Origin of the sequence: Micromonospora sp. C81, from assembly GCF_018070425.1 — a bacterium.
Classification (GTDB): Bacteria; Actinomycetota; Actinomycetes; order Mycobacteriales; family Micromonosporaceae; genus Micromonospora; species Micromonospora zamorensis.
Genome location: NZ_JAGPXS010000005.1, coordinates 213,074 through 237,904, shown reverse-complemented (window position 1 = coordinate 237,904; position 24,831 = coordinate 213,074). Strand labels below are relative to the sequence as shown.

Genomic DNA, 24,831 nt, shown 5'->3' with positions numbered 1-24,831 from the left:
GCAACGCATGCGTACGTGCCGGGCGTCTGCCGCCGGAAAGCTCACGGTGGTCCTGGCCACGATCGTCGTCGTGCTCGCCGGTTGCGGCGGGGGTCCCAGCCCGCGGGCCTGGGCGGCCTCGGTCTGCGGCGCGCTCACCCCGTGGCGTTCCGAGATCAGCAAGTTGACCAGCAGCACCGACGAGCAGATGACCGCGCAGACCACGCCAGCGCAGGCCAAGGAGAACCTGGTGCGGCTCTTCGGTGGGGCCGAGAAGGCCAGCGAGACCGCCCGCCGCAAGGTGGAGCAGGCGGGCGTCCCGGAGACCGACAACGGCGAGGCGATCTCCGCCGGTTTCCGCAGCTCACTGGGGAAGATGCGGGACGCCTACGGCCGCGCCCGGGACACCATCGACGGGTTGGGCACCGGCGAGCCGACCGCCTTTTACGACGGCGTGCGGGCCGCGGTGGAGACCCTCAACAAGGAGTACGACGCCAGCGCGCTGGACACCAGCAAGCTCAACTCCGAGGAGTTGAAACAAGCCTTCGACGAGGTGCCGGAGTGTCGCTGAGCGGGGTCGGTGACACCGGGAAGGCAGAGCCGCCCCCGGCGCTGTTTCCCGCGCCCGAGTCGGACGCGCCCGCACCCGCGCGGCGGCGCGGCGGCCAGCCCCAGAATGGTCCACCCCGCAACGGCTCAGCTCAGGGTGACGACGCGGGGCGACAACTTGTCTTCTTCGGCGCGGAGGCGGCCGAGCCGACGGTCGCCGACCTGGCCGGGTTGCTCGCCGGACCGGGCGAGGTGGTCCGGATGGGGGGCACCGCCCGTCTCTCGGTGCAGGTGGACGCCGCGTGGCGGGTGCACGTGCTCGTCGCCGAACTGGCGGTGCGCGGGCTCGCGGCGAGCTGGGAGCCGACCGAGGGCGAGCGACACGCCGTCCGTACGTCGTACACCCGGGTGTTGAAACCGCTCGCGGCTGCGTGGCTGCACAGTTCGGCGAAACGCCCGCCGGCCACCTTTCATCTGACCGGCCGGCGGCTGCGGCTGTGGCTCGCCGCCGCCGGGACGCCGGAGCCTCCGGATGCCTGTCTGCTGCGGCTCGGCGCGAACGACCAGGAGTGCTGGGAGCCAATCGGGGTGGCGCTCGCCGCCGCCGGGCTCGCCGGCACGCTCCTGAGCCCGAACGAGGGTGGCCCCGCCTACCGGATCACCGGCCGCCGCCGGCTCGCCCGGCTGGCCGAGCTGGTCGGCGAGCCCCCCAAAGCGGCACCGCCAGAAGCCTGGCCGTCCTAACCCCGCCCTGCCTCGATCTTGCCTCGCCCCCGCCCCGCCCCGCCCCGTCGATCTTGGAGTTGTGGTGGTGGACGTACTTCTCGTCGGGGGTGAAAACGCCCACCACAAGCCCATGATCGACGGGGGCGGGGCGTGGGCGGTGCGCGCACTTCCGGTGTCCGGTCCCGGACAGCTGGCGGGTTGATCCAGGCGGAAAACGGGCGGGTCGGACCTCCGCCGTCAGTCCGCCATCGTCACAGTGACCCGCTTCGAGCCCTACCCACGGTGTACGGTGGCGCCGTCCGGCAGTGCCGAACGCGGCGAGGCGGCGTCCACCGCCGCGTTGAAGCGGATTGCGGCCCGCGAAACCCGAAACGCGGGCGGCGCGTTACGTTGGACATCCGGACCGCCGGTGCGACGGCGGGGGTCGAAAGCGGTCGCTGTCCGGGCGCCGGAAGGCCACGAGCAGGAGTGAGGTCGGGGAGAGACGTGCCAAGCGAAGCTGGAACCACCCGTCTGGTCATCGTCGAGTCACCGGCGAAGGCCAAGACGATCTCGGGCTACCTTGGCCCGGGGTACGTCGTGGAGGCCAGCTTCGGTCACGTCCGCGACCTGCCGCGCAACGCCGCCGATGTGCCGGCCAAATACAAGAAGGAGCCCTGGGCCCGTCTCGGGGTGGACGTGGACAACGGCTTCCAGGCGCTCTACGTCGTCTCCGCCGACCGCAGGCAGCAGATCAGCAAGCTTGTGAAGCTGGCCAAGGAAGTCGACGAGATCTTCCTGGCGACGGATGAGGACCGCGAGGGCGAGGCGATCGCCTGGCACCTGGTCGAGACGCTCAAGCCCAAGGTCCCGGTCAAGCGGATGGTCTTCCACGAGATCACCAAGCCGGCGATCCAGGCGGCCGTGGCCAACCCCCGGGAGATCGACCGCGACCTGGTCGACGCCCAGGAGGCCCGGCGGATCCTCGACCGGCTGTACGGCTACGAGGTCTCCCCGGTGCTGTGGAAGAAGGTCATGCCGAGGCTCTCGGCCGGCCGGGTGCAGTCCGTGGCGACCCGCATCGTGGTCGAGCGGGAGCGGCAGCGGATGGCTTTCCGCACCGCCGAATACTGGGACATCCTGGCCACCCTCGCCGTGGCCAACGCCGGCGAGGGGCCGCGCGCCTTCAACGCCACCCTGATCGCGTTGAACGGCGACCGGATCGCCACCGGTAAGGACTTCGAGCCGACCACCGGTCGGGTCCGGGCCGGCGCCGGGGTGGTCCACCTCGACGAGAGTGGTGCCCGGGGTCTCGCGGCCCGACTCGACGGACGGCCGTTCACCGTCACCCGGGTCGAGGAGAAGCCCTACCGTCGCCGCCCGTACGCGCCGTTCATCACCTCGACCCTCCAGCAGGAGGCGGCCCGCAAGCTGCGCCTGTCCTCGCAGCAGACGATGCGCACCGCGCAGCGGCTGTACGAGAACGGCTACATCACCTATATGCGTACCGACTCGGTGAACCTGTCGGAGACCGCCATCTCGGCGGCCCGCCGGCAGATCGTCGAGCTGTACGGCGAGCGCAGTGTGCCGCCGGAGCCGCGTCGCTACACCGGCAAGGTGAAGAACGCGCAGGAGGCACACGAGGCGATCCGCCCGGCGGGGGACAACTTCCGCACCCCGGGTGAGGTGGCCAAGGAGCTGTCGACCGAGGAGTTCAAGCTCTACGAGCTGATCTGGCGGCGGACGATCGCCTCGCAGATGACCGACGCGGTCGGCTCCAGCGTCTCGGTGCGGATCCGGGCGGTCTCCACCTCCCAGGAGGAAGCCGACTTCGGCGCGACCGGCAAGACGATCACGGACCCGGGCTTCCTGCGCGCGTACGTCGAGTCCAGCGACGACGAGAACGCCGAGGCCGAGGACGCCGAGCGCCGGCTGCCGACCCTGGTCAAGGACCAGCCGCTGACCGCCGACGAGCTGGCCGCGCAGGGCCACCACACCCAGCCGCCGTCGCGCTACACCGAAGCGTCGCTGGTCAAGGCCCTGGAAGAGCTGGGCATCGGCCGCCCGTCGACCTACGCGTCGATCATGCAGACGATCCAGGACCGGGGGTACGTCACCAAGCGCGGCCAGGCGATGATCCCGACCTTCCTGGCCTTCGCGGTGATCGGGCTGATGGAGCGGCACTACCCCCGCCTCATCGACTACGACTTCACCGCCACCATGGAAAACGAGCTGGACGAGATCGCCGGCGGTGACCACGCCGCTGTCGACTTCCTCACCGCGTTCTACTTCGGCAGCTCCAACGGTGCCGGCGACCAGGACATCGCCCGCTCCGGTGGGCTCAAGAAGCTGGTCACCGAGAACCTCAGCGACATCGACGCCCGCAGCGTCAACTCCATCCCGCTCTTCACCGACGACGACGGCCGCGAGGTCGTGGTGCGCGTCGGCCGGTACGGGCCGTACCTGCAACGGGAACTGCCCGGCGGCGAGCAGCCGGCACCGGCTGGCGAGGGCGAGGAGGGCGGCTCCCAGGGTGACCGGGCGCCGATCCCGGAGGGCCTGGCCCCGGACGAGCTGACGCCGGAGAAGGTGCACGAGCTGTTCCTCGGCGGCAGCGGCGAGCGCAAGCTCGGCGACGACCCGGCGACCGGCGAGCCGATCGTGCTCAAGTCCGGCCGGTTCGGCCCGTACGTGTCCAGCGGTGAGCGGAAGTCGTCGCTCCTGCGGACGCAGACGCCGGACTCGCTGACCCTGGAGGAGGCGCTCAAGCTGCTCAGCCTTCCCCGGCTGATCGGTGTCGCGCCGGACGGCGTCGAGGTCTTCGCCAACAACGGCCGCTACGGCCCGTACGTCAAGCAGGGTGAGGAGTTCCGTTCGCTGGACTCCGAGGACAAGATGTTCACCGTCACGCTGGACGAGGCGCTGGCTCTGCTGGCCGCCCCGAAGGCACGTGGACGGCGGGCGGCGGCACCGCCACTGCGCGAGATGGGCGTGGACCCGGCGACCGAGAAGCCGATGGTCATCAAGGACGGTCGGTTCGGCCCGTACGTCACCGACGGGGAGTTCAACGCGTCGCTGCGGCGCGGGCAGACTCCCGAGGCGCTGACCATCGAGGAAGCATCCGAGATGCTGGCCGAGAAGCGGGCGAAGGGCCCGGCGCCGAAGAAGAAGGCGGCGGCGAAGAAGGCCCCCGCCAAGAAGGCCACGGCGACGAAGAAGACGGCCGCTGCCAGCAAGTCCACGGCCGCGAAGAAGACCACGACGGCCAAGGCGACGACCACCAAGGCGGCGGCCAAGAAGGCCCCGGCGAAGAAGGCCGCCCCGCGCAAGGCGGCCACCAGCACGGAGTGACCCCGCGCCAAGTCCGCTCACCCCTGACCGAAGATCCACTCGCTTCCCGGGAAATCGGGGTATCCGAAGCATGCTGATACCCCGACTTCCGGGAAGCCGAGTCGATCAAACGCACCCGGCTGGCCGTCAGACTCCGAGGACGTAAGTCAGGTGCGGGTTGGTGAAGACCCGGTGCGGGTCCAGCCGGTCGCGGACGGCCTGGAAGTCCGCGAAGCGGGGGTACGCGTCGGCCAGCGAGGCGGCGTCGCGGTAGTGCAGCTTGCCCCAGTGCGGACGACCGCCCAGCTCGGCGGCCACCTTCTCGAAGGCCTGGAAGTACGGCTCGTACGGCATGCCGACGTACTGGTGCACGGCGATGTAGGCGTTGTCCCGCCCGTAGCCGTGGGAGAGCCAGATGTCGTCGGCGGCGGTGAATCGCACCTCCACCGGGAAGAGCACCTTGAACGGCAGCCCGTCCACGATCCGCCGGAGGGCGGCGAGCGCTTCGGGCAGCGCCTCGCGGGGCAGGCCGTACTCCATCTCCACGAAGCGGACCCGGCGCGGGGTGCAGAACACCCGGTCGGAGCGGCCGGTGTAGTGGCGTTCGGTCAGGGCGCGGGCGGAGACCGCGCTGATTCCCGGTGCCAGCGCGGGCATGGCCCGGCCGAGTCGGCAGGCGCCCGCGAAGACGGTGTTGGACAGGAAGTCGTCGTCCAACCAGCCGCGCCAGCGGGGCAGTGGCCGGTCGTTGGCGGGGACCCGGTCGTTGGTCTTGACCTGCACCCGGGAGGTGTAGGGGAACCAGTAGAACTCGACGTGGTCGTGCCCGCCGATCAGGGTGGGCAGGTCGCCGAGCACGTCGGCCATCTCGGCCGGGCGTTCGTGGGCGTGCAGGACGAAGGCGTCCACGCAGCGCAGGGTGACCTCGACCAGGACGCCGAGCGCGCCGAGTGACACCCGTGCGGCGGCGAGGACGTCGGGGTTCTCGTCGGCGGAGCAGCGCAGCACCTCGCCGGTGCCGGTGACCAGGGTGATCGCCTCGACGAAGGTGGACAGGCACCCGTAGTCAGCGCCGGTGCCGTGGGTGCCCGTGGAGATCGCCCCGGCGACGGTCTGGGCGTCGATGTCCCCGAGGTTGGGCAGCGCGAGGCCGTGCCGGGCGAGCAGGCCGTTGAGCGCGTGCAGAGTCATTCCGGCCGGTACGGTGACCAGTCGGTGGGCGACGTCGACGCTGACGGTGCTGTCCAGCTCGGACAATTCCATCCGGCGGTCGTCGGCGAGCGCGACCGCGGTGAAGGAGTGGCCGCTGCCGGTGACCCGGATCCGACCGCCGTCGGCCGCGACCGATCGGACAGCTTCCGCGACCTCGGTCGGCGAGCCGGGGCGCAGGATGGCGGTGGCGCTGCCACGCTGGTTGCCGGCCCAGTTGGACCATTTGGCGGTGAGCGATGCGGTGCCGGCCATGCGCGCTCCTCATTCATGAATATGAACTGACTTCATATCAGGAACGTTCTAGCTGGTAAATACCGCAATTGCGATCCGCTCGTTGTACCGGTAGTCACGGACTCGTGACGTGGAGATATGTTCATCCGTCGAAGGGGGGTGGCGCCGAGTGTCCACACCAGCCGCCACGACCGGGCCGCTGCGCCGCGTACCGGTGCAGGGTCGAAGTGTCGCGCGGGTACAGCGCATGTTGGATGCCTGCGCCGAACTCGTCGACGAGGTGGGGTACGAGGGGCTGACCACGACCCTGCTCGCCGAACGAGCCGAAGTGGCGATCGGGTCGGTTTACCAGTTCTTTCCGGACAAACGGGCGATCGTGCAGGCGTTGACCCTGCGCACCATGGAGTCCTACCTCCAGCGCCTCGACGAGCGGTTCGCCTCGGACGAGATGACCCACTGGTGGGACGGCGTCGACGCGGGGATCGACGAGTACATCACGATGCACCGCACCGTGCCCGGCTTCCGTACCCTGCACTTCGGCGACGTGGTCGACCTGCACCTGCTCGACGAGCAGCGGGACAACAACGGCGTGATCGCCGACCAGTTGGCCCGGGTGCTCACCGAACGTTTCGGGCTCACCGACGTACCGAAGCTGCGCTTCGTCCTGGAGATCGCGGTCGAGGCCGCGGACGCGCTGATCAAGCTCGCGTTCCGGCGCAGGTCCGACGGCGACGAGCGGGTGCTGCTCGAGGCGAAGGCACTGATCCGGGAGTACCTGCATCGCCAGGTCGACGGCCCGGACAGCGGTCGGGTCGCCGCCGAGCAACCGGTCGAGGTGGCCCAGCCCGCCTGACTCGTGTCGGCCGGCCCGGGGCGGGCGGCGGGTCAGAGGAACGCCTGCCCCTCACCCCGGTAGGTCGGGACGGTCGCCACCACCGCGTCCCCCTCGACCAGGTGCAGCTCGTTGACCCGTTCACACAGCTCACCAGCCTTGGCGTGCCGGAACCACACCCGGTCGCCGACCTGGAGGGTGGCCGCGGCCGCGCCGGACAACGGGGTCTGCACCTCGCCGGCGCCCTCGCTGCCGACCAGCTTGAGCCCGGCCGGCAACCACGGTCGGGGCAACCGGCTGTCGGCGGCCGGGCCGGAGGCGATCCAGCCGCCGCCGAGCACCGTCGCCAACTCCGGCGTCGGCCGGCGGACCACCGCGCAGGCGAAGAACGCCGCCGGGGTGGGCCGCCAGGCGCGGTACGCGTCGAACAGTGTCGGCCCGTACAGGCCCGATCCCGCGGTGACCTCGGTGACCGCGGGATCGGCGCTGGTCGCCGCCACGCTGCCGGTGCCGCCGCCGTTGACGAACTCCAGGTCGGCGTGCTCGCGTACCGCGGCCACCGCCGCACCCCGGCGGGCCAGCAACTCGCGGTACGACCCGCGCTGGGCCAGCCTGATCGCGCCCGCCAGCAGCGTCTGCCCCGGCGGCGCGTCACCCAGGCCGGCGATCTGCGCCTCGTACGACATGAGCCCGACCAGCCGGAAGCCCGGCCGCCCGGCGACGGTGGCGGCGAGCGCGGCGGCCGCCCGTGCGCTGTGCACCGGTGAGCGGCGGACGCCGACGTGCACCCGCCCGCGCATCGGCCGCCAGGAGGCGTCCAGATCCAGGCAGAGCCGCAGCTCGGCGCGCTGCCCGGGGGCGCGCACGTCGTCGATCAGGTCGAGCTGCCCGGTGCCGTCGATCATCAGGGTGATCGCGGCGGCCAGAGCCGGGTCGGCGGCCAGCTCGGCGAGTGCCGCCCGGTCCACGCTCGGGTACGCGACCAGCACGTCGTCGCTGACACCGGCACGGACCAGCCAGATCGCCTCGGGCAGGGTGAACGCCATCACTCCCCGCCAGCCGGGTCGGGCGAGCGCCCGGTTGATCAACTCTCGGGAGCGGACCGACTTGCTCGCCAGCCGGACCGGTTTGCCGGCGGCGCGGTCGGCCAGGGCGGCCGAGTTGGCGTCGAAGGCAGTGAGATCGACCACCGCGTACGGCGGGTCGAGGTGTGCGGTCGCCCGATCCAGGCGCTCGCGAAGTTTGTCGCTTTCGATGGCCACGTATGCACGCTAACTGTCCGACGGAGAATGCGAAATACCCTCGCGTACGTCCGGGCTGCGGCCGGTACCTCCGGCGGCCTAGGCTCAGCGAGCAGGAGAATGTCGCCCGTGGGGTGGCCCCCCACCGGGTCTAGAGTGTTCCACCGGAGGTGCCCAGCGATGGGCCGGCACGTGGAGGTACGGCCATCGAAAGCCAGAACAGCGGCGAGTCGCCCGGCGTGTCGCGCTCGGGCGACCAGTCGGGCAACGCCGCCAAGCAGCCCAACGGCGGTCAGGTTGATCCGTCCGGTTATGCCGCGATCCGCTCCGTGCTGCGCATCCGGCCGTTCCGGCGGCTCTGGATCGTGCTCGGCGCGGCCTCCTTCGGTGACTGGCTCGGCCTGCTGGCCACCGCCCTCTTCGCCGCCTCGCAGGTGCAGGGCAGCACCGCCCAGGGCGCCGCGTTCGGTGGGGTCACCGCGATCCGGCTGCTGCCCGCGCTGGTGCTCGGCCCGGTGGCCGGCGTCTTCGCCGACCGGTTCGACCGGCGCTGGACGATGGTCATCTGTGACCTGCTGCGCTTCGTGCTCTTCGCCTCCATTCCGCTCTACGCCCTCTCCGGCGCCCCGGGCGGCCTGGTGGTCGGCTGGGCGCTGATCGCCACCTTCCTGATCGAGTCGCTCACCCTGCTCTGGATTCCGGCCAAGGAGGCCGCGGTCCCCAACCTGATCCCGCGGTCCCGGCTGGAGGCGGCCAACCAGCTCACCCTGATCACCACGTACGGCCTCACCCCGATCGCCGCCGCCATCGGCCTGGCCGTGCTCGACCGTGGCGTCCGTGGTGCCGTCGGCGGCGACCTGCCCTCCTGGGCCGAGCCGGCCCAGCTCGCGCTCTGGATCAACTCCTTCTCCCGGCTCGCCACCGCACTGGTGGTGGCATTCGGGATCAAGGAGATCAGCGAGGCGCAGCGCGGTGAGGCCGAGCGTTCCGAGCAGAGCATGTTCCGGCAGTTCTCCGAGGGCTGGAAGTACATCGGCGAGACCCCGCTCGTCCGTGGCCTGGTGCTGGGCATCTTCGGCGCGTTCGCCGGTGGCGGCATCGTGGTCGGCACGGCCAAGTTCTTCGCCAACTCGCTGGGCGCCGGCGACGCCGCGTTCTCGCTGCTCTTCGGCGCTATCTTCTTCGGTCTGGCGCTCGGCATCGGGCTCGGCCCGATGGTCGTCAAGGAGATGTCCCGGCGCCGCTGGTTCGGCATGAGCATCGTGCTGGCCAGCGCCGCGGTGATGACCCTCGCCTTCGCCATCCACCTGTCCATGGCGATCGTCGGCGCGGTGCTGGTCGGCGCCGGCGCCGGCATGGCCTTCCTGGCCGGCACCACGCTGCTGGGCGGCGAGGTGGCCGACGAGGTGCGCGGCCGGGTCTTCGCGGTGGTGCAGATCGGCACCCGGCTGGTGCTGATCCTGGCCATCGGGCTGAGCAGCGTGCTGGTCGGCGTCGGCGGCTCCCGCAAGCTGACCATCGCCGACCTCGGCATCTCCGTGTCCTCCACCCGACTGCTGCTGCTCGCCGCCGGTGCCGCCGGCATCTTCGCCGGGATCAGCGCCTTCGGCCAGATGGACGACAAGAAGGGCGTGCCGGTCCTCGCCGACCTCTGGGGATCCATCCGGGGCCGTCCGCTGATGCCGGCCGAGCCGTTCGTCTCCGCCGGGCTCTTCGTGGTCTTCGAGGGTGGCGAGGGCGCGGGCAAGTCCACCCAGCTCACCGCGCTCGCCGAGCGGCTGCGCGGCCACGGACGCGAGGTCGTGGTCACCCGCGAGCCGGGTGCGACCGGCGTCGGCCGACGGATCCGGTCTCTCGTGCTGGACACCTCGGGCGACGACGCGCCGTCACCGCGCGCCGAGGCGCTGCTCTACGCCGCCGACCGGGCACACCACGTGGCCACCGTCGTCCGGCCCGCCCTGGTCCGGGGTGGCGTGGTGATCAGCGACCGGTACGTCGACTCGTCCCTGGCGTACCAGGGCGCGGGGCGGACACTCCCGGTCGACGAGGTGTCCTGGCTGTCCTCGTGGGCCACCGGCGGGCTCAAGCCCGACCTGGTGGTGCTGCTCGACGTCGAGCCGAAGACCGGCCTGTCCCGGGTGGCCTCACGCAACACCGGCACCGACCGGCTGGAGGCCGAGTCGGTCGCCTTCCACGAGCGAGTCCGGTACGCGTTCCTGGACCTCGCCGCCGCCGACCCGAAGCGCTACCTGGTGCTCGACGCGTCCCGGTCGGTCGAGGAGATCAACCGGCAGGTGGTCCGCCGTGTCGAGGAGATGCTCGGCAAGCCGGGTGGCATCGTGCACCCCCGGCCGGCGCAGGGCCCGGACACGTCGGTGCAGCCTGAGTTATCCGACGCGGAGCTGGTGACGATGGAGCACAAGACCTGATGCCGGACGTCTTCGCCGACCTGGTTGGTCAGGACGAGGCGGTGACCGAGCTGCGCCGGGCCGCCGCCGCGGCGGCCGCCGTGCTGCGCGCGGGTGCGGTCGACCGGGCACCCGCGCTGGTCGCCGCAGGCCCTGCCAGCGCTGCCGAGCCCGCGAGCGCGCCCGCCGAGGTGGACCCGTCCACCGGGATGACGCACGCCTGGATCTTCACCGGCCCGCCCGGCTCCGGTCGCTCGGTCGCCGCGCGGGCGTTCGCCGCCGCACTCCAGTGCGTGCACGGCACCGGCTGCGGCGAGTGCCCCGGCTGCCGCACCACGATGGGCGGCACGCACGCCGACGTCCGACTGGTGGTGCCGGAGGGGCTCTCCATCGGCGTCGGTGAGATGCGCGCGCTGGTGCTCCGCGCGGCCAGCACCCCGTCCGGCGGGCGCTGGCAGGTGGTGGTCATCGAGGACGCCGACCGGCTCACCGAGGCCGCCGGCAACGCGCTGCTCAAGGCGATCGAGGAGCCTCCGCCGCGTACGGTCTTCCTGCTCTGCGCCCCATCCACCCACCCGGACGACATCTCGGTGACCATCCGGTCGCGCTGTCGGGTCGTACCCCTGCGGCAGCCGCCGGCCACCGCGGTGGCCGAGGTGCTGGTCCGTCGGGACGGCATCGCGCCCGACGTGGCGCAGTGGGCGGCGGCGGCCGCGCAGGGGCACGTGGGCCGGGCCCGCCGCCTGGCCCGCGACCCGGAGGCCCGCAAGCGGCGCGAGGCGGTGCTCGCGGTGCCGCGCCGGCTGACCGGTGTCGGCGCGGCGTTCGACGCGGCGTCCGCGCTGATCGAGGCAGCCGAGGCGGAGGCCGAGGCCTCGGTCACCGAATCCGACACGACCGAGCGGGCGGCGCTGGAGACCGCGCTCGGCGCGGGCGGCACCGGGCGGGGCGCGTCCGGCGCGATCCGGGGTGCCGCCGGCCAGCTCAAGGAGCTGGAGAAGCGGCAGAAGTCGCGGGCCACCCGGGCCCAGCGGGACGCCCTGGACCGGGCGCTGGTCGACCTGGCGGGCTTCTATCGGGACGCGCTCACCATGGCGCTGCGCGCGCCCGTCGCCCCGGTGCACACCGACACCGCCGCGCTGGCCGGCGCTGGCGCTCAGAAGTGGGACGCCGAGGGGTCGCTGCGGCGGTTGGAGGCCGTGCTCGCCTGCCGAGCGGCGATCGAGGCGAACGTCAAACCGCGGATCGCGGTCGAGGCGATGATGCTCGCCCTCTGGAAGGGCTGACCCGCACCCTCGGAGGCCCTGGTCCCGCTCGCCGGACTGGTCATCCACAGGCATCGACACACGCAATTGCTGTGCGGTACGGTCCGGTGTGCCGTGGTGACGGTGGCAGCACGCTGAGTGAGGGATCACCGGGAGGAGTCGGCCGATGCCGCGGGGGGAGATCGACGAAGCCTGGATCGAGGAGGCGGTGCGGCGCTACCGCCGGATCGAGTCGCTCCAGGCCGAGTTCGACCAGGCGGTGTCCACCGTCGAGGTGACCGTCCGGTCGCCGGACGGTCTGGTCGAGGTGGTGGTCACCGCTGGTGGGCGGATCACCGACGTCCGCTTCCTCGGGCCGCTGCACACCCGCAGCCCTCGGGATGTGGCCGGCTCCGTGCAGGCCGCGGTCACCGCGGCGGCCGATGCCGCCGAGTGGGCCCGGGAAAAGCTGCACAACGAGACGTTCGCCGCCTACCGACCGCTCGCGGGAGCCTGAGATGGACACACTGCGCGCGCTCTCCGCCCGGCTGGACGAGGCGAGCGCCACGCTCACCGCTGTTTCGCACACCGTCACCGCCACCGACCCGGCCCAGGCCGCGTTCGGCACCGACGCCCCGGGTCGCCCCGGCGAGATCGGTCGCGCGCTGCACCGGCAGTGGACCACCGCCACCGACGATCGGGCCCGCGAGGCCCGCGCCGCCGCCGGTCGACTGTCCGCCGCCGCCGCGGCGGTGCGGGAGGCCGCCGACCGCTATGCCGAAGTCGACCGGGCGGCCCGCCGCCGGCTCGTCGGGGAGCCCTGATGGACGCGCTGGACCGGCTCGCCGAGCCCGGCCTCGACCTGCTGCGCCGGGTGGACGCGCTGATCGCCGCGGGTGTCCCCGAGGGGCACCGGGTCTGGCCGCTGCTGCGCCGGATGCAGGTGCTGCCGGGCGACGCCGTCCGCAGCTTCCTCGACCTTCATCCCGCGCCGCTCGCTGGCGCCGGGCACGCGGTGCGCCGGCTGGTCCGGGGGTACGACGACGTCTCCGCCGCGCTCACCGACGGGCTGCTCTGGTCCGGTCCGGCCGCCACCGCGTACGGGCAGCAGCGGGCGGCGCTGCTGCGTCACCTCGACGAGGGGCCGGACAGCCTGGTCGGGCGACTCGAATCGACGGCCGGCTACGCCGACGCGCTAGCCGACTGGGTGGAGGGGAGCCGTCTCGCGCTGGCCCGGACGCTGGCCGACGTGCTCCGCTCGGCCGAGGCGGTCGCCGTGGTCGCCGCCACCGCCGCCGGTGTGTCGACGCGCCCCGGGCCGATCGGGCCCGGTGTGGCCGACGCTGCCGAGATCGGCGCGCGGGTGCTGGCGGTGCTGTGCGTCGCGTACGACGGGGCGGAGACGCTGCTGCGTCAGTGGGCGCCGAGTCTCGCCGAGGCGGCGTGGCGACCGCCGGTGGACGGGCGACCCCGTTACGACCAGCCCACCCGGGTCGGCTGGTAGCCAGATCCCCCGGCGGGGGGGGTCACCAGGTCCCGGACAGGCCACGGCGTCGCTCGTGGGCGCCTGACCTGAGCCGGCCCCACGGCGACGCCGTGGTCTTCCCCCTGCACCCCCCGCAGGTATGCCTCCACTCAACGCCTCCGGGGTGCGTCTTGTCTCGTGCCCGGGCCCGGAATCAACCGTCCGGTCGAGGAGCAACGGCACGACGGGCCGCCCGGCAATAGGTCAAGTCGACGGTCGTGAATGGCAGCGGGGCGTAGTCGTCCGGCGACGGCCGACGTGCCCCTCGGCCCGGGGCCGTCGTAGGGTGGGGGTATGGGCATGCTCTGCGCGGTCAGTTTCAACCGGTACGGGCGCCTCTACTACCTCGACCCGGGCGAGTTGCGCCCACAGGTGGGCGACAAGGTGCTGGTGCCCACCGACGACGGGCCCGAGGTGGCGGAGTGCGTGTGGGCCGCCCAGTGGGTCACCGAGGAGACCGACGGCTTCCCCCGCCTGGTGGGCCTGGCCGTCGACGACGACCTGCGCCGGGACGAGGCGCTGCGTCGCCGCAAGGCCGAGGCCAAGGTCGCCGCAAAACGGCTGATCCGCTCGCACGGCCTGCCGATGAAGGTGGTGGCCGTCGACCACGTGCTCGGCTCCGCCGAGGGTGGCGGCGAGCGCAGCACCGTCTACTTCACCGCGCCGCACCGGGTGGACTTCCGCTCCCTGGTCCGTGACCTCGGCGCCACCCTGCACTGTCGGGTCGAGCTGCGTCAGCTCTCCGCCCGCGACTCGGCGCGGGTGCAGGGCGGCATCGGCTCCTGCGGTCGGGACCTGTGCTGCGCCACGTTCCTCACCGACTTCGAGCCGGTGACCATCCGGATGGCGAAGGACCAGGACCTGCCGCTGAACCCGCTGCGCATCTCCGGCGCGTGCGGCCGGTTGATGTGCTGCCTGAAGTACGAACATCCGCTGTATGCCAGATTTGCCGAGTCTGCGCCGGCCATCGGCGCCCGCGTCGCCACCCCGGAAGGAGAGGGCCGTGTGGTCGGCCACAGCGTCCCGAGAGACGCGGTGACCGTCCGCCTGGACGCTGACGGTTCGCGTTCGATGTGCTCCCGCGCCGACGTCTGCGGTTCCCGCCGCGCCTACGAAAGCAGTGACCAGTTGGGCCCGGAGGGTGCGGCGCGATGATCGGGGGTGCCTCCTCGCTCACGGTCGCAAATCCTTGCGATGACCGAGCGGCCAGGAGGGACAGCATTCGTCTCACCTCGCTGGTTGGCATCCGGCGATGGGCCTGAGGAACTACCTGATCGAAGGCGTCTCCGGCACCGGCAAGACCTCGGTCTGCAAAGAACTGCAGCGGCGCGGCTAAGACCCCGTCAATGGTGACCGAGAACTGGCTTACCAAGGCGACCCGGAGACTGGTGAGCCGCTGGACGGGCGCGGGCACGAGCACCACATCTGGCGCGTGGACGACTGGGACATCGTGAATCGGCGGCTTGACGGGCGACCGGAAGACGAGTGGGGCGGAAGACCGGCCGAACGCGAGCTCATCAGGTGATTTCATCGAACCAGGGAAGGGATCCCGAAAAGCGGCACCATAATCGACGCAGCCAGGCCTCGCGCGAGCGTCGTCGACACAATCCTTCGTCAGGTAATGCTGTCTCCGGCCAAGATTTGAACACGCGACACGGGGCGGGGTGCGTTACCGCAACCCGCCCCGCGCCAGATCAGAGTTCCCGGTAATAGACGGCTACTGGCAGTGCGGTGCAACCGAGCGTTTCGTAGAGAGCTCGGGCGGGCGCGTGGAATCCGTCGCCACCCGTGCCGATCGTGACGACCTCAGCCCCGAGTCCGCGCATCGCGCTGAACGCGTGTTCGCACAGCCTGGTACCCGCCCCCTGCTGGCGGTGCCTCGCGGACACGGCGAGGATCGTGATGCTGGCATTTCTCCGCAACGGCTCCACCGACCAGGCCACGTAGCCGGCGATGGTGTCGTCGAACTCAGCGACCGCGACGTATCGGTGCTGATCGGGGTCGTGCAGCTCGGCGACTTGCTGGACATAGTCCTCGCGCCAGCAACCGTGCTGGTTCGCGAAGACCAACTCGCCGACAAGAGGTCGGAAAGAGTCTTCGTAGAACGGCCCGAACGTCTCGATGGTCAATTCGGTGAGCTGGGCAAGGTCATGCTGAAGAAATGAGCGGATATGCATATCTGAGGTGCCTCTCAAGCTGAAGTGCTGAAGCCGACAAATCGGGCATCAGGCGGGTCAGCTAGCGGCCGGGAACGGCGGCGAGCCGACCCTCAGCGGCGGGTGCGCCAAGCAGCAAAGCAACTCATGGGCAGATCCTAACGGGCACCGCAACCGCATTTGTTTGTGCAGTGCGGCGGGATGGCAGGGTTAGTAATGCTTCCCGCGAAGTGAGAGCATCCGCTCTACCAGCGCTTCCAGGAGACCGCCCCGGCGGTCGGCAGCCGGGTCTCCACACCCGAGGGCGACGGCCGGGTGGTCGGCCACAGTGTTCCCCGCGACGCGGTGACGGTCCGGCTCGACGCCGACGGCTCCCGCTGCTCCTGGTCCCGCGCCTCCGTCTGCGCCCCCCGCCAGGCCCACGACCAGCACTACACCCCCTGACCCTGTCCCCACCCCTGTCCCCGTTGATCATGAAGTTATTGCCAACCAGACCGGCGTGTCGGGGCAACAACTTCATGGTCAACGGAAGGAGAGGGGAGGGGGTGCGGTTAGTGCAGGACCGTGGGGGGTTCGGGTAGGCGGGCGATCAGGCGGGTTTTCGGGGTCAGCCAGCTCTGGGTGGGGGACTGGTCGGGGTTCACCTGCCAGTCACGGGAGACCCGGTCCACCGCGATCGGATAGATCGTCAGCGTGCCGTCCGGGTCGATGCGCATCCGCAGGAACACCTTGGAGTCCTCGATGCCCTGCCCGGCGAAGAGTTCGTTGACGTTCACCCCGAACGACCCAGCCACCAACAGGTACGCCGCCACCAGCTGACTGGCCACCAGGCCGATCACCGGGCCGTAGAGAACTGCCGCGGCGACCGCCGGCAGCGGCCACGGCCAGTCGTAGAACGGCAGCGCCAACCACGCCCAGGTGCCGGCCGCCGCCAGGGCCACATGCGCCACGCCGTGACTGACACCGAGGATGCCGTGCCGTGCGTGGCGTTTGCCGCTCGCGCTGGGCGGCTTGGCGAACAGAATCGCCGCCAGCACCGTCACGAGCACCATCAACACCAGCGGAACGCTGAACAGCCGCTGATTGGTGCTGTCGGCCCAGTTCGCGGTGGCACCCGCCATGGCCAGCATGAGCAGGGTGTGCAGGGTCCCGAGCAGAGTGGTGAAGCCGGGATTGCGGAACGGCAACCGGGTGAAGATGCCCCAGCCGTAGCGCCGGGAGCGGGCCGCGTCCGGGTAGCGGGCCACCAGGTCGTACGGCTGGGCAGAGCTGGCCCGGCGGGCCAGCGTGTCCCGCGGTGGGACCTCGATGCGCTCGGGCAGCTTGTGCGTGGGGTAGAGATACGCCCCGCCGCCTCCGCACGTGATCAGTTGCCGGTCCGGCCCGGAATAGCGGGCGTAGTGGTGCAGGTCGCCGGAGAGCAGCAGCCGCACCCGTGCCCCGGTCGGGTCGATGATCGTCCGGATGAAGTAGTCGATCGAGTCGTACGCCGTGGGGTTGTCGGCCGCCTTGACCCAGGTCGGCGCCGGCGCCGCGATGATCACCTTCGACTCCGGGCCGAGCTGCCGGGCGACCTCGTCGAAGTAGGCCAACTGCGGGTCGTCGAGGTACGAGCCGGACTGGTCGTCCACGCCGAGAAGCCACCAGCCGGCGGGCAACTCCACCGCGAAGTACGACCGTGACTGCCCGGTGCGCCACCCGGCGAAGTTCCGGTCCCGGGAGCGGACGAACAGGCGCAGGAAAGCGGTGAGGCCGTCGTACCAGTCGTGGTTGCCCGGCACCGCGAAGAGCGTGGGCTTCTCGGGCGGTGCCACCGGAAGCGCGGCCTGGTACGGGCCCTTGCACCGGTCCTCGTACGAGGCGTAGGCCGCCGACGGGTACACCTGGTCGCCACCCATCACCAGGGTCTGCGCCCGGGCCAGCCGGTGCCCGTCCACCGTCAGCTCCGGCTGCGCCAGCAGGTACGCCACCGAGTACGTGGCGTTGAAGCCGTCGCCCAGGTCGGCCACATAGTCCAGCCACAGCCCACCGTCCGGCCCGACCTGGCGAAAGACGTCGTCGCCGAACGCGTTCTGCAACTCGCGTTTGTCCAGGTACGCCCCGAAGAGCACGGCCAGCAGCGTACGGATGCCGGTGCTGATCAGCAGGAACGGCGCCAGCCACGGCACCGGTTTGCGCGGTGTGAAGCCCAGCTCCAGCGGGTCGGTGCTACGCGGACGGTGGGCGGCACGTTCGCCACCCGGGGGGCGGGCAGGACGCTCCTGGTGGGGGGAATCGTCGCGTTCGTCGCTCACCCGCCGCAGCGTAGTCCCGCATTCGATCACCCGCTGTCTGGTAAACGGCTAGATGACGGCCGATGTCCGGTTGGCGACGGCGGGACTGCCAGGGGTATCCCGTTCGAGCGGAGGGCGGGTGGTGCCGTACACTTGCTGATCGTTGCCGCCTTAGCTCAGTCGGCTAGAGCGACGCACTCGTAATGCGTAGGTCGACGGTTCGATTCCGTCAGGCGGCTCGGTACAGAAGCCCAGGTCATCGGCCTGGGCTTCGCCGTTTCCCGAGGTCGACGACACCGCCACCGGCCGTGCCAGTCCGCAAATAGTCCGCATCCCGCGCCGCGACCGCCTCGTCCAGCCGGTTGGCGACCGCGTCCAGGTCGTCACCGAACAGGCCCGCGTACACGTCCAGGGTCATCGACGCCGAGGCGTGCCCGAGCATCCGCTGCACCGCCTTGACGTTGGCGCCCGCCGCCACAGCCAGACTCGCCGCCGCGTGCCGCGTGCCGCGTGCCGCAGGTCGTGCGGAGTCAGCCCCGCCAACCCGACCGACGCCGCAGCCGCGGCGAAGATCCGAGGCCGGAAGTTGGTGTTACGCAGCGGCCCACCGTTCGGGGCGGTGAACACCAGATCCTCGCGCCGCCTCCCCGCGACGTGCCCGGCCAGCTCGTCAACGAGGAACCGCGGAATCGGCACCGACCGCCGCTGATGGTTCTTCGGCGTGCCTTCCACCAGCTCGCCGCCGACCTCCGCGAACGCCAGCGCCAGAGTTACCCGACGCCGCAGTAGATCCAGCCGCGACGCCCGCAGCGCCGACGCCTCACCCCAGCGCAGGCCGGTCTAGGCCAGGAATCGCACCAGCAGGCCGTACCGCCCGGACGCGTCCCCGAGCATCGCCACCTGGTCGTGGTCGAGGAACACCGGTTCCTCCTTCACCACCCGAGGCAGCCGCACGCCTTCTGCCGGATTCCGAGTCATGCGGCCGTCCCGGACAGCGTGAGCCAGGACCAGCGACAGCACCCGGTGCGCGTACCGGACCGTTGCCGGAGCGAGGCCGGACGCGGTGAGCCGCTGCACCCATGCCGCTACCTCTGCGTACGAGACTGCCGACAGCGGCAAGTCCTCCCACGTCGGGAACACCTGCCGCCGTAGCGCTACCTCGTACCTGGCACGCGTCGTCGGCTTGAGCTGCACCTGAGCCGCCATCCACTGCGCTGCCCAGGCGCCCACGGTCACCCTCGCCCGAGCGGGGTCGATCCAGTCGCCCCGGGTGATGGAAGCCTTGGCCGACGCCTCCCACCGCTCCGCATCCGACTTCCGATCGAAGTGCCGAGCGATCTCCTTACCGGAGGCATCCCGGACCCGTGCCCGCCACTTCCGATTCGGCCGCTTCTCAATGCTCACGACTACGCCGCCTGCTTGGCGAGCCACGCCCGCACGTCGGCCGGGTCGTAGCGCAGGTGTCGGCCCACCCGCAGTACGAGCCGGGTACCAATGAGCCGCGCCAGGTCGAGCTACTAACCCCGCTCTACCAGTTGGAGGAAGCCTGATGCAGGTCGCCATGGCAACCAGCCCTGCGAAACTCGACCAGCCCAACGAGGACTTCACCGGCGCCATCCCGAACGCCGTTGTTCTGCTCGACGGCGCTGGCCTGTCCGGCGCAAAGTCGACGTGTACTCATGGTGTCGCTTGGTACACCCGCAGGCTCGGCGCGGCGCTGCTCGCCCAACTGGCGGCCGACGACGGCCAGGACCTCACCACCGTTCTCGGCCAGGCCATCGGCCAAGTGGCCAACGCGCACCGAGGCACCTGCGACATCAGCGACCCGAGCAGTCCCTCCGCAACCGTCATCATCTTCCGCGTCAACAACGACCGCGCGGACTACCTCGTCCTTGCTGACTCCGTGCTCGTACTCGACCAAGCCGGAGACGCCCCCGTGGTCATCACCGACGACCGAGAGGCAATCGTCGGCAGCCACTACCGCGCCGCCATGGACGCCGCCGTTAACGGAACCCCGGAGCACGATCAAGCCCGACGCGAGTACATCGAAGCTCTGCGCGCCCACCGCAACCAGCCCGGCGGTTTCTGGGTAGCCGCGGGCGACGCTCAGGCAGCATCCGAAGCCCTCATCGGAAGCCGACCAATCCAGGGCCTCACCAGCGCCGTCCTGCTCAGTGATGGGGCAAGCCGCATCGCGGATCGCTTCGCACTCGCGGACTGGCCGGAAGTTCTCGCCCTCATCACTAAGTCGGGACCAGCCGAAGTCATCAGGCAAGTCCGAGCAACGGAAGGCAGCGATCTGCAGGGTAGGAAGTGGCCGCGTGGCAAGACCCACGACGACGCCACCCTGGCCTACTGCACTCAACTTGGCGAGCCGGTTTGTCGAGTCCCACCTGAGGCTTGACGTTTCCGTCCCAGCTGATGGTTGACGGAGTGGCCTAGGGAAGATTCGGTGGGCTCATCGTAGACGGGTTTGGGGTTGGGTTAGATCGATGTGATGCTCGACTTGGCGATGTGTCGGCCCGGTGTATTCGGTGAGGGTGAACCGGCGGTGGTCGTCGGTGGGGTGGACGGTGACGGCGACGGTGCTTCCGTCTTCGAAGCGCAGCGTGAAGACGGGGTCTTGGTCGCAGAGGAACGCGAAGCCGTCGCGGTCCTCGTCGGTGTCGCTGACTAGGCGGCCGTGGGCGTCCCAGCCGGCGTCGCTGGCGGTGATCACGACGGCCACTTCGACACTGCCGAGAAGGGTCGAGGTGTTGGCCCACCAGTCCAGCCAGCAGCGGCCCTCGAAGCGGTCCATGCCGTCACCTCTTTAAAGATCAAACCCGGGCCGGAAGATGGTCGGTCTTGCGTGGTCGGTGGGCTTTGATGCTGCGGACCGGCTGGTCGTTGGTCCGCCGGAATGTGCGGGGGCCATCGTCGCATTCGACGGTGAGGGTGGTGTCCGTGACGTCGATGGTGACCGTCTTGCCAGCGTGGACCCGGCCGAGGGCGACCTTCTGGCCGACGACCATGACGACTCCGCTGTTGGAGGCCCGCCGCTGCACCCGGGTGGGTCCGGTGGCGGGTTGGGGCGGGGGACCTGCCGGGCGGGCACCGCGCAGCCGGATCACTTCGTCGGGGGTGAGCGGGTTGGGGCGGGTGCGCAGGAGTTCGCGACTTTCCAAATGGAAAAACGTCAGGGTGGTGGCGTCGACGCGGATGCCGACGCGACGGCCGCCGAGGATCTCGGCAGCGAGGATGATGTGCTGGCCAAGAGAGACGCTGCGGCTGACGGTCCGTTCGACCTCCACCACGCCCGGACGGCCCGCCGTGTCGATGGGCAGCGGCGACGGCCCGGCCGGACGGCCACCGGTGCGGGCCAACATGGCCAGGTCGGTCACCGACAGGTGTGAGCGCACGGATTTGATCCGGGCGCCGGCGATGAGCAGGTGGATGACGTCGGTGTCGGCCCAGAACGTCACGGTCACGCCGGAGCGGGCTGGGCCGAGCCAGAACTGTTTGCCGGCGACTTGCAGGTTGCCCGAGGGCGGCACGACCCGGTCGAACTCCACCGGCCCACCGCAGTAGTCGCCAACTGGCTGCGGCGGTTCGGCATCGTCGACAGCCGCCATCGCACCCAGGTCGACGGGCGAGGCGATCGGGGCGGGATCGCCGACGGCGTCGGTGAGGAAGCCGGGCAGCTTCACCGGCATCAGCCGCTGATCCGGGCCGGTCGCCGGCCGGAACCGGTCGGCCGGGAACGCCATGTCCAGGGACTGGTGCGGCCGGCCGGTGTTGTATTCGTGCCGGAACGCATCCACCGCCGCCTGCGCCGCCGCCAGGTCGGCGAACACCCCGGCGTCGTCCAGCAGCTCCCGCCGCAGGGTCTGGTGGAAGCGTTCCACCTTCCCCGTGGTGGTCGGGGAGGCGGGCTGGGTGAGCCGGTGCACGATCCCGTTCTCCCGGCAGATCCGGTCGAACAGCACCTCCCCGCCCTTGCCGAACCGGTCGGTGAACTACTTGCCGTTGTCCGTCAACAGCTCCTCGGGCACCCCGAACCGGGCCAGCCCCTCGGCCAGGGCAAGACACACCGCATGGCCGGTCGCCCGGCGGACCACCTTCGCGATCACCGCGAACCGGGAATGGTCGTCCACCCCGGTGACCACCTTGGCCTCGGTGCCGTCAGCGAGCAGGATCCCGCCGACGATGTCCATCTGCCACAACTCCATCGGCCGGGCCCGTTCCCACCGCACATAGTCGCCCCGGCCACGGCGGCGTTTGACCGCCACGTGCAGCCCGTGCCGGGCCAGGATCCGATAGACCGTCATCCGCGACGGCACCGGACCCGGGCAGCCGTTGCGACCCAGCTCGAACGCGATCCGCCGGGCACCCCACCGCGGGTGTTCCCGCCGCAGCTCACACACCGCTGCCTCCACCTCCGGCGACGCCTGATGCGGACACGAGTCCGGCCGATGCGACCGGTCCTGCAACCCGGCCAGACCAGCCTCCTCATACCGACGCAGCCACGCGTGAACGCTCTGCCGCGTCACCCCCAGCTGTGCGGCGACCTCGCCCATGCGGTCCCCGGCCTTCACCGCGAGAACCGCGCGATACCGCTGTTCCACCACCGACATGTGCACCAGCGCCAATCTCGGCCCCCTGATCTCGTGATGCCCGCAGACATCACGCGATCAAGAAGCCGAACGTGGCCACTGTCAAGCATCAGGTGGGACGCCGATGTAAAGCATCAGCCGGGACACGACACTTGGAGAGCCGAGTCCACTGCCGAATTGACCTCTTAAGAATCAAGGCGGCCCGCAAGCGGGCCGCGCCGGCCCGGCCCCGGCCTGCTGGCGACCTCCGGCCGGCATCGGCCGGACCGGCCGGCCACGCTGACGGACGCAGGACTTTGAAGATCTCGTGGCTCCGCCCCGAACCCCGGCCCTCCTCAGAGATGCCGCCGCGGATCACCTCGCCGGGCACCGCAAGGGCTACCAGCCTCCCCGGACGGGGCCAAGGTCGTTCGGCTAGTGAGGCGCTCCACCTTGTCCCCGTCCGGGGAGGCTGGACGGTCCTACGACTGCCCGACGAGGAGATCCGCTTTCACCGAATCGACGGGCCTGTGCAATAGCATCCGTTCTCATGACTACGGGGAATTCCACGACGGAGGCGACCCGGCGACGGGCACGGGCCACATGGTGGTGTCGCGGGAGGCCAAACGAGGCCCCACAGCCGGCCAGGTCGGCAAGGGGAAATGCCGTGCCCTAAACCGATCTTGAGCGATTCCCAAGCTGACAGTCTGGGAGCCACCCATGGGAGCCACCGGGGCGGACGGGACCGGACGGGACCGGACGGATCGAGTTGCCGAGCGCCCGAGGACCAGGACTAGGCGGACTGACCCGGACGGCCTGGAAATGGTCTTGGGAATCTACGGATCAGACGGTGAGCGCCGGCCGGTCGTACAGCCATCCATACAGCCAAGGAGAGCGGCAGTGGCCGACGACGACACCCGACACCCAAGGACAGGCTGAGCGGGGGCGCGATGGCCTGACCAGTCATCCGCGATCTTCTTCTAATCCCAAGGCCGCTCCCGACCCTCGACGGTCAGCCTGGGATGTAGCCGTTCGCAGAGTGCACGAACAAGCGGAAGCCCATTGGCACCCGCTGGTGACGAGGCAGGCCGAGCACCCTGTAGTCGACCGCGAGGTCATCGAAGAAGATTCCTCCTCCGGAAGCCATCTCCACGTCCGGCATCGTGATCGTGACGAAGACCGGCAGCTCCATGCCCGCGGCTACCGTGGTCGAGCGAAACGGTGCCGCCGCAGCCGGGTCGAACACGACGGCAGTGCCCTCGTCGGCGTGGTTCACCGCCAAGCGGGCGATCTTGAAAGCCTGCTGATCGGCAGCATCGTCATTGATGCTGGTGATCGTCACCGGCCACGGACCGGGATTGCGGATGGTCGCGCCGAACGTGACCTGTCTTCCCGGATTGAAGGCGAATCGCACCTCCGTCCTCGGCCCGTCCGTGCGGGACTCGGCGTCAGCCCCGTGCCACCACGAGCTGCCGTGATCGAGGCGATGGCCGATGGTGGCGGACAGATAGCCTGCGCACAGTGGGACAGCCAGCATCGCGGCGACCAGTAGCCGCCAACGGCGCCTCACAGGGGGCGTCCGCGAGGGACGAGCATCGGGCACGGCAGGTCGGCGTCTGCGCTCCCTTCTGGTAGTGCCCGCACTGGCGGCTGGAGGATCGGCGACGGCCGGCACGGCGGGCCGGAGCGTCAACGTCATGACGCGCACGCTACAGCGCACCAGGCGCTGCCAACACCGGCACATCGCCCCGGACAGACTCGCCGAGGCTACGGATCGGGTGGTCGGGCGCGCAGCCGGGCTTCGCCGTTTTCCGAGGTCTGTCACGCCGCCGTCTGTGGTGCCGGTCCGCAGGTGGTCCTTGTCCGCAGTGACCGCCTCGCCCAGGCGGTTGGCGACGGCGTCCATGTCGTGTGAGAGTGGCGGGCATTATCAGACGATTTCGTCTGCTCGCCGGGTCTCCGTTGCGAGTGTCTGCAGAAGGGTCAGGTCGGCGCGGTCGATGTCGCGCGGCTCGTACCCGCTGTGGAACAGCAGTTGCTGCTCCACCGAGATGCAGTTGACCGGGCGGCCGGCGATGGTTCCGGTGGTGAAGCACTCCTTCGGCCAGCGGAAGTTGCCGCCATCGAGGCTGGCCTGGTGGCCGTGGCCGGCCTCGTCGAACTTGAGCGGGTGAAGGTCTACTCGGCCTCGTCCTTCGGCCACGACCTCAACGCGTACCGGGCGCCAGTCAGTCTCGATGACATAGCCCAGCCGGCCGAGAGCCAGCAGGGCCGCTGCTTCGTGCTCTGCGGCGATTGCCAGGTCCAAGTCGCGGTGCGGACGAGTCTGCTTTCCGAACAACGCGTCCACACCCCACCCGCCGCTGATCCATGCGTTGCAGCCGGCGGCAGCGAGAGTGTCCAGAACCGTCTGGACCTCGCCGGCATTCATGTCAGCAGTGTCGATCATGTCCATCTTTCCAACGCGGCTGGCAAGCCAGGGTCAGCCGAGAAGATCTTCCGCAATGCAGGTCAGGATGCCTTCAACGGCACGGATTGCCGCCGGCTCGTCGGACATGCATTGCGGCTTGCT

The 24,831-nt window shown here is 70.5% G+C and carries 21 protein-coding genes, 1 tRNA gene and 2 pseudogenes; 13 read left to right on the top strand and 11 right to left on the bottom strand.

The window, feature by feature from the left end; translation table 11 throughout:
* Positions 1 to 7: 7 nt before the first annotated feature.
* The 3 genes from KBX46_RS12020 (at position 8) to topA (ending at position 4,584) form a co-directional block, all read left to right on the top strand.
* Positions 8 to 550 carry a hypothetical protein gene (locus KBX46_RS12020; RefSeq protein ID WP_088951173.1) on the top strand — a complete coding sequence of 181 codons (543 nt, stop codon included), beginning with the start codon at positions 8 to 10 and terminating at the stop codon, positions 548 to 550.
* On the top strand, positions 541 to 1,272 hold the full coding sequence (locus tag KBX46_RS12015; protein ID WP_210792552.1) for a hypothetical protein: 732 nt from the start codon (positions 541 to 543) through the stop codon (positions 1,270 to 1,272). Before KBX46_RS12020 ends, KBX46_RS12015 begins: the two co-directional genes overlap by 10 nt.
* A 468-nt stretch (positions 1,273 to 1,740) precedes the next feature.
* On the top strand, positions 1,741 to 4,584 hold the full coding sequence (gene topA, locus KBX46_RS12010) for a type I DNA topoisomerase (RefSeq protein ID WP_210792551.1): 2,844 nt from the start codon (positions 1,741 to 1,743) through the stop codon (positions 4,582 to 4,584).
* Between the two features lie 126 nt (positions 4,585 to 4,710).
* Here topA and KBX46_RS12005 read toward each other — a convergent pair whose 3' ends face one another.
* Positions 4,711 to 6,027 carry a D-arabinono-1,4-lactone oxidase gene (locus KBX46_RS12005; RefSeq protein ID WP_210792550.1) on the bottom strand — a complete coding sequence of 439 codons (1,317 nt, stop codon included), beginning with the start codon at positions 6,025 to 6,027 and terminating at the stop codon, positions 4,711 to 4,713.
* A 226-nt stretch (positions 6,028 to 6,253) separates the two neighbouring features.
* Here KBX46_RS12005 and KBX46_RS12000 point away from each other — a divergent pair, with 226 nt between their 5' ends.
* Entirely contained in the window at positions 6,254 to 6,859 is a 606-nt protein-coding gene (locus KBX46_RS12000) for a TetR/AcrR family transcriptional regulator (protein WP_210792621.1), read from the top strand.
* A 32-nt stretch (positions 6,860 to 6,891) separates the two neighbouring features.
* Here KBX46_RS12000 and KBX46_RS11995 read toward each other — a convergent pair whose 3' ends face one another.
* Positions 6,892 to 8,100 (bottom strand): amino acid deaminase/aldolase, encoded by a 1,209-nt coding sequence (locus KBX46_RS11995; RefSeq protein WP_099849979.1) that lies wholly within the window; start codon positions 8,098 to 8,100, stop codon positions 6,892 to 6,894.
* Between the two features lie 308 nt (positions 8,101 to 8,408).
* Between KBX46_RS11995 and tmk the strand changes: the two genes are divergently transcribed.
* From tmk to KBX46_RS11965, 6 genes are all read left to right on the top strand, one after another.
* Positions 8,409 to 10,508 (top strand): dTMP kinase, encoded by a 2,100-nt coding sequence (gene tmk, locus KBX46_RS11990; RefSeq protein WP_088952150.1) that lies wholly within the window; start codon positions 8,409 to 8,411, stop codon positions 10,506 to 10,508.
* Positions 10,508 to 11,773 (top strand): DNA polymerase III subunit delta', encoded by a 1,266-nt coding sequence (locus KBX46_RS11985; RefSeq protein ID WP_210792549.1) that lies wholly within the window; start codon positions 10,508 to 10,510, stop codon positions 11,771 to 11,773. Before tmk ends, KBX46_RS11985 begins: the two co-directional genes overlap by 1 nt.
* Positions 11,774 to 11,918: 145 nt before the next feature.
* A complete protein-coding gene (locus tag KBX46_RS11980) occupies positions 11,919 to 12,248 on the top strand; it encodes a YbaB/EbfC family nucleoid-associated protein (RefSeq protein WP_007454690.1) in 330 nt (109 codons plus the stop codon).
* A 1-nt stretch (position 12,249) separates the two neighbouring features.
* A complete protein-coding gene (locus KBX46_RS11975) occupies positions 12,250 to 12,555 on the top strand; it encodes a type VII secretion target (protein ID WP_088951180.1) in 306 nt (101 codons plus the stop codon).
* A complete protein-coding gene (locus KBX46_RS11970; RefSeq protein ID WP_210792548.1) occupies positions 12,555 to 13,235 on the top strand; it encodes a hypothetical protein in 681 nt (226 codons plus the stop codon). The genes KBX46_RS11975 and KBX46_RS11970 overlap by 1 nt, the downstream gene beginning before the upstream one ends.
* A 315-nt stretch (positions 13,236 to 13,550) precedes the next feature.
* A complete protein-coding gene (locus KBX46_RS11965) occupies positions 13,551 to 14,411 on the top strand; it encodes a regulatory iron-sulfur-containing complex subunit RicT (RefSeq protein ID WP_099849985.1) in 861 nt (286 codons plus the stop codon).
* Positions 14,412 to 14,950: 539 nt separating this feature from the next.
* Here the strand turns inward: KBX46_RS11965 and KBX46_RS11960 are convergent.
* The gene (locus KBX46_RS11960) at positions 14,951 to 15,433 is read right to left on the bottom strand and encodes a GNAT family N-acetyltransferase (RefSeq protein WP_210792547.1); all 483 of its coding nucleotides are present in this window, start codon (positions 15,431 to 15,433) and stop codon (positions 14,951 to 14,953) included.
* A gap of 213 nt (positions 15,434 to 15,646) precedes the next feature.
* Between KBX46_RS11960 and KBX46_RS32475 the strand changes: the two are divergent.
* Positions 15,647 to 15,856 (top strand): annotated as a pseudogene (locus tag KBX46_RS32475) (regulatory iron-sulfur-containing complex subunit RicT); the annotation flags it as partial.
* Between the two features lie 107 nt (positions 15,857 to 15,963).
* Here KBX46_RS32475 and KBX46_RS11955 read toward each other — a convergent pair.
* Complete coding sequence (locus KBX46_RS11955) at positions 15,964 to 17,706, bottom strand: metallophosphoesterase (protein WP_210792546.1); 1,743 nt, start codon at positions 17,704 to 17,706, stop codon at positions 15,964 to 15,966.
* A gap of 144 nt (positions 17,707 to 17,850) precedes the next feature.
* On the opposite strand from KBX46_RS11955, the gene KBX46_RS11950 reads away from it, so the two are divergent.
* A tRNA-Thr gene (locus tag KBX46_RS11950) sits at positions 17,851 to 17,924 on the top strand.
* Between the two features lie 17 nt (positions 17,925 to 17,941).
* Here the strand turns inward: KBX46_RS11950 and KBX46_RS32865 are convergent.
* From KBX46_RS32865 to KBX46_RS11935, 3 genes are read right to left on the bottom strand one after another with little or no spacing between them, the layout of a single operon-like run.
* A complete protein-coding gene (locus KBX46_RS32865) occupies positions 17,942 to 18,163 on the bottom strand; it encodes a hypothetical protein (RefSeq protein WP_307871392.1) in 222 nt (73 codons plus the stop codon).
* The gene (locus KBX46_RS32470; RefSeq protein ID WP_256440026.1) at positions 18,100 to 18,471 is read right to left on the bottom strand and encodes a hypothetical protein; all 372 of its coding nucleotides are present in this window, start codon (positions 18,469 to 18,471) and stop codon (positions 18,100 to 18,102) included. The genes KBX46_RS32865 and KBX46_RS32470 overlap by 64 nt, the downstream gene beginning before the upstream one ends.
* Positions 18,472 to 18,525: 54 nt before the next feature.
* Entirely contained in the window at positions 18,526 to 19,089 is a 564-nt protein-coding gene (locus tag KBX46_RS11935) for a hypothetical protein (protein ID WP_210792545.1), read from the bottom strand.
* Between the two features lie 145 nt (positions 19,090 to 19,234).
* Here KBX46_RS11935 and KBX46_RS11930 point away from each other — a divergent pair, with 145 nt between their 5' ends.
* Complete coding sequence (locus tag KBX46_RS11930) at positions 19,235 to 20,089, top strand: protein phosphatase 2C domain-containing protein (protein ID WP_210792544.1); 855 nt, start codon at positions 19,235 to 19,237, stop codon at positions 20,087 to 20,089.
* 54 nt (positions 20,090 to 20,143) lie between these two features.
* Here KBX46_RS11930 and KBX46_RS11925 read toward each other — a convergent pair whose 3' ends face one another.
* From KBX46_RS11925 to KBX46_RS11905, 4 genes and pseudogenes are all read right to left on the bottom strand, one after another.
* A complete protein-coding gene (locus tag KBX46_RS11925) occupies positions 20,144 to 20,485 on the bottom strand; it encodes a hypothetical protein (RefSeq protein ID WP_210792543.1) in 342 nt (113 codons plus the stop codon).
* Between the two features lie 904 nt (positions 20,486 to 21,389).
* Positions 21,390 to 22,301, bottom strand: a pseudogene (locus tag KBX46_RS11915) (IS481 family transposase); the annotation flags it as partial.
* 970 nt (positions 22,302 to 23,271) lie between these two features.
* Positions 23,272 to 23,796 (bottom strand): hypothetical protein, encoded by a 525-nt coding sequence (locus KBX46_RS11910; RefSeq protein ID WP_210792540.1) that lies wholly within the window; start codon positions 23,794 to 23,796, stop codon positions 23,272 to 23,274.
* A 393-nt stretch (positions 23,797 to 24,189) separates the two neighbouring features.
* Entirely contained in the window at positions 24,190 to 24,714 is a 525-nt protein-coding gene (locus KBX46_RS11905) for a nucleotidyltransferase domain-containing protein (RefSeq protein WP_210792539.1), read from the bottom strand.
* Positions 24,715 to 24,831: the final 117 nt, after the last annotated feature.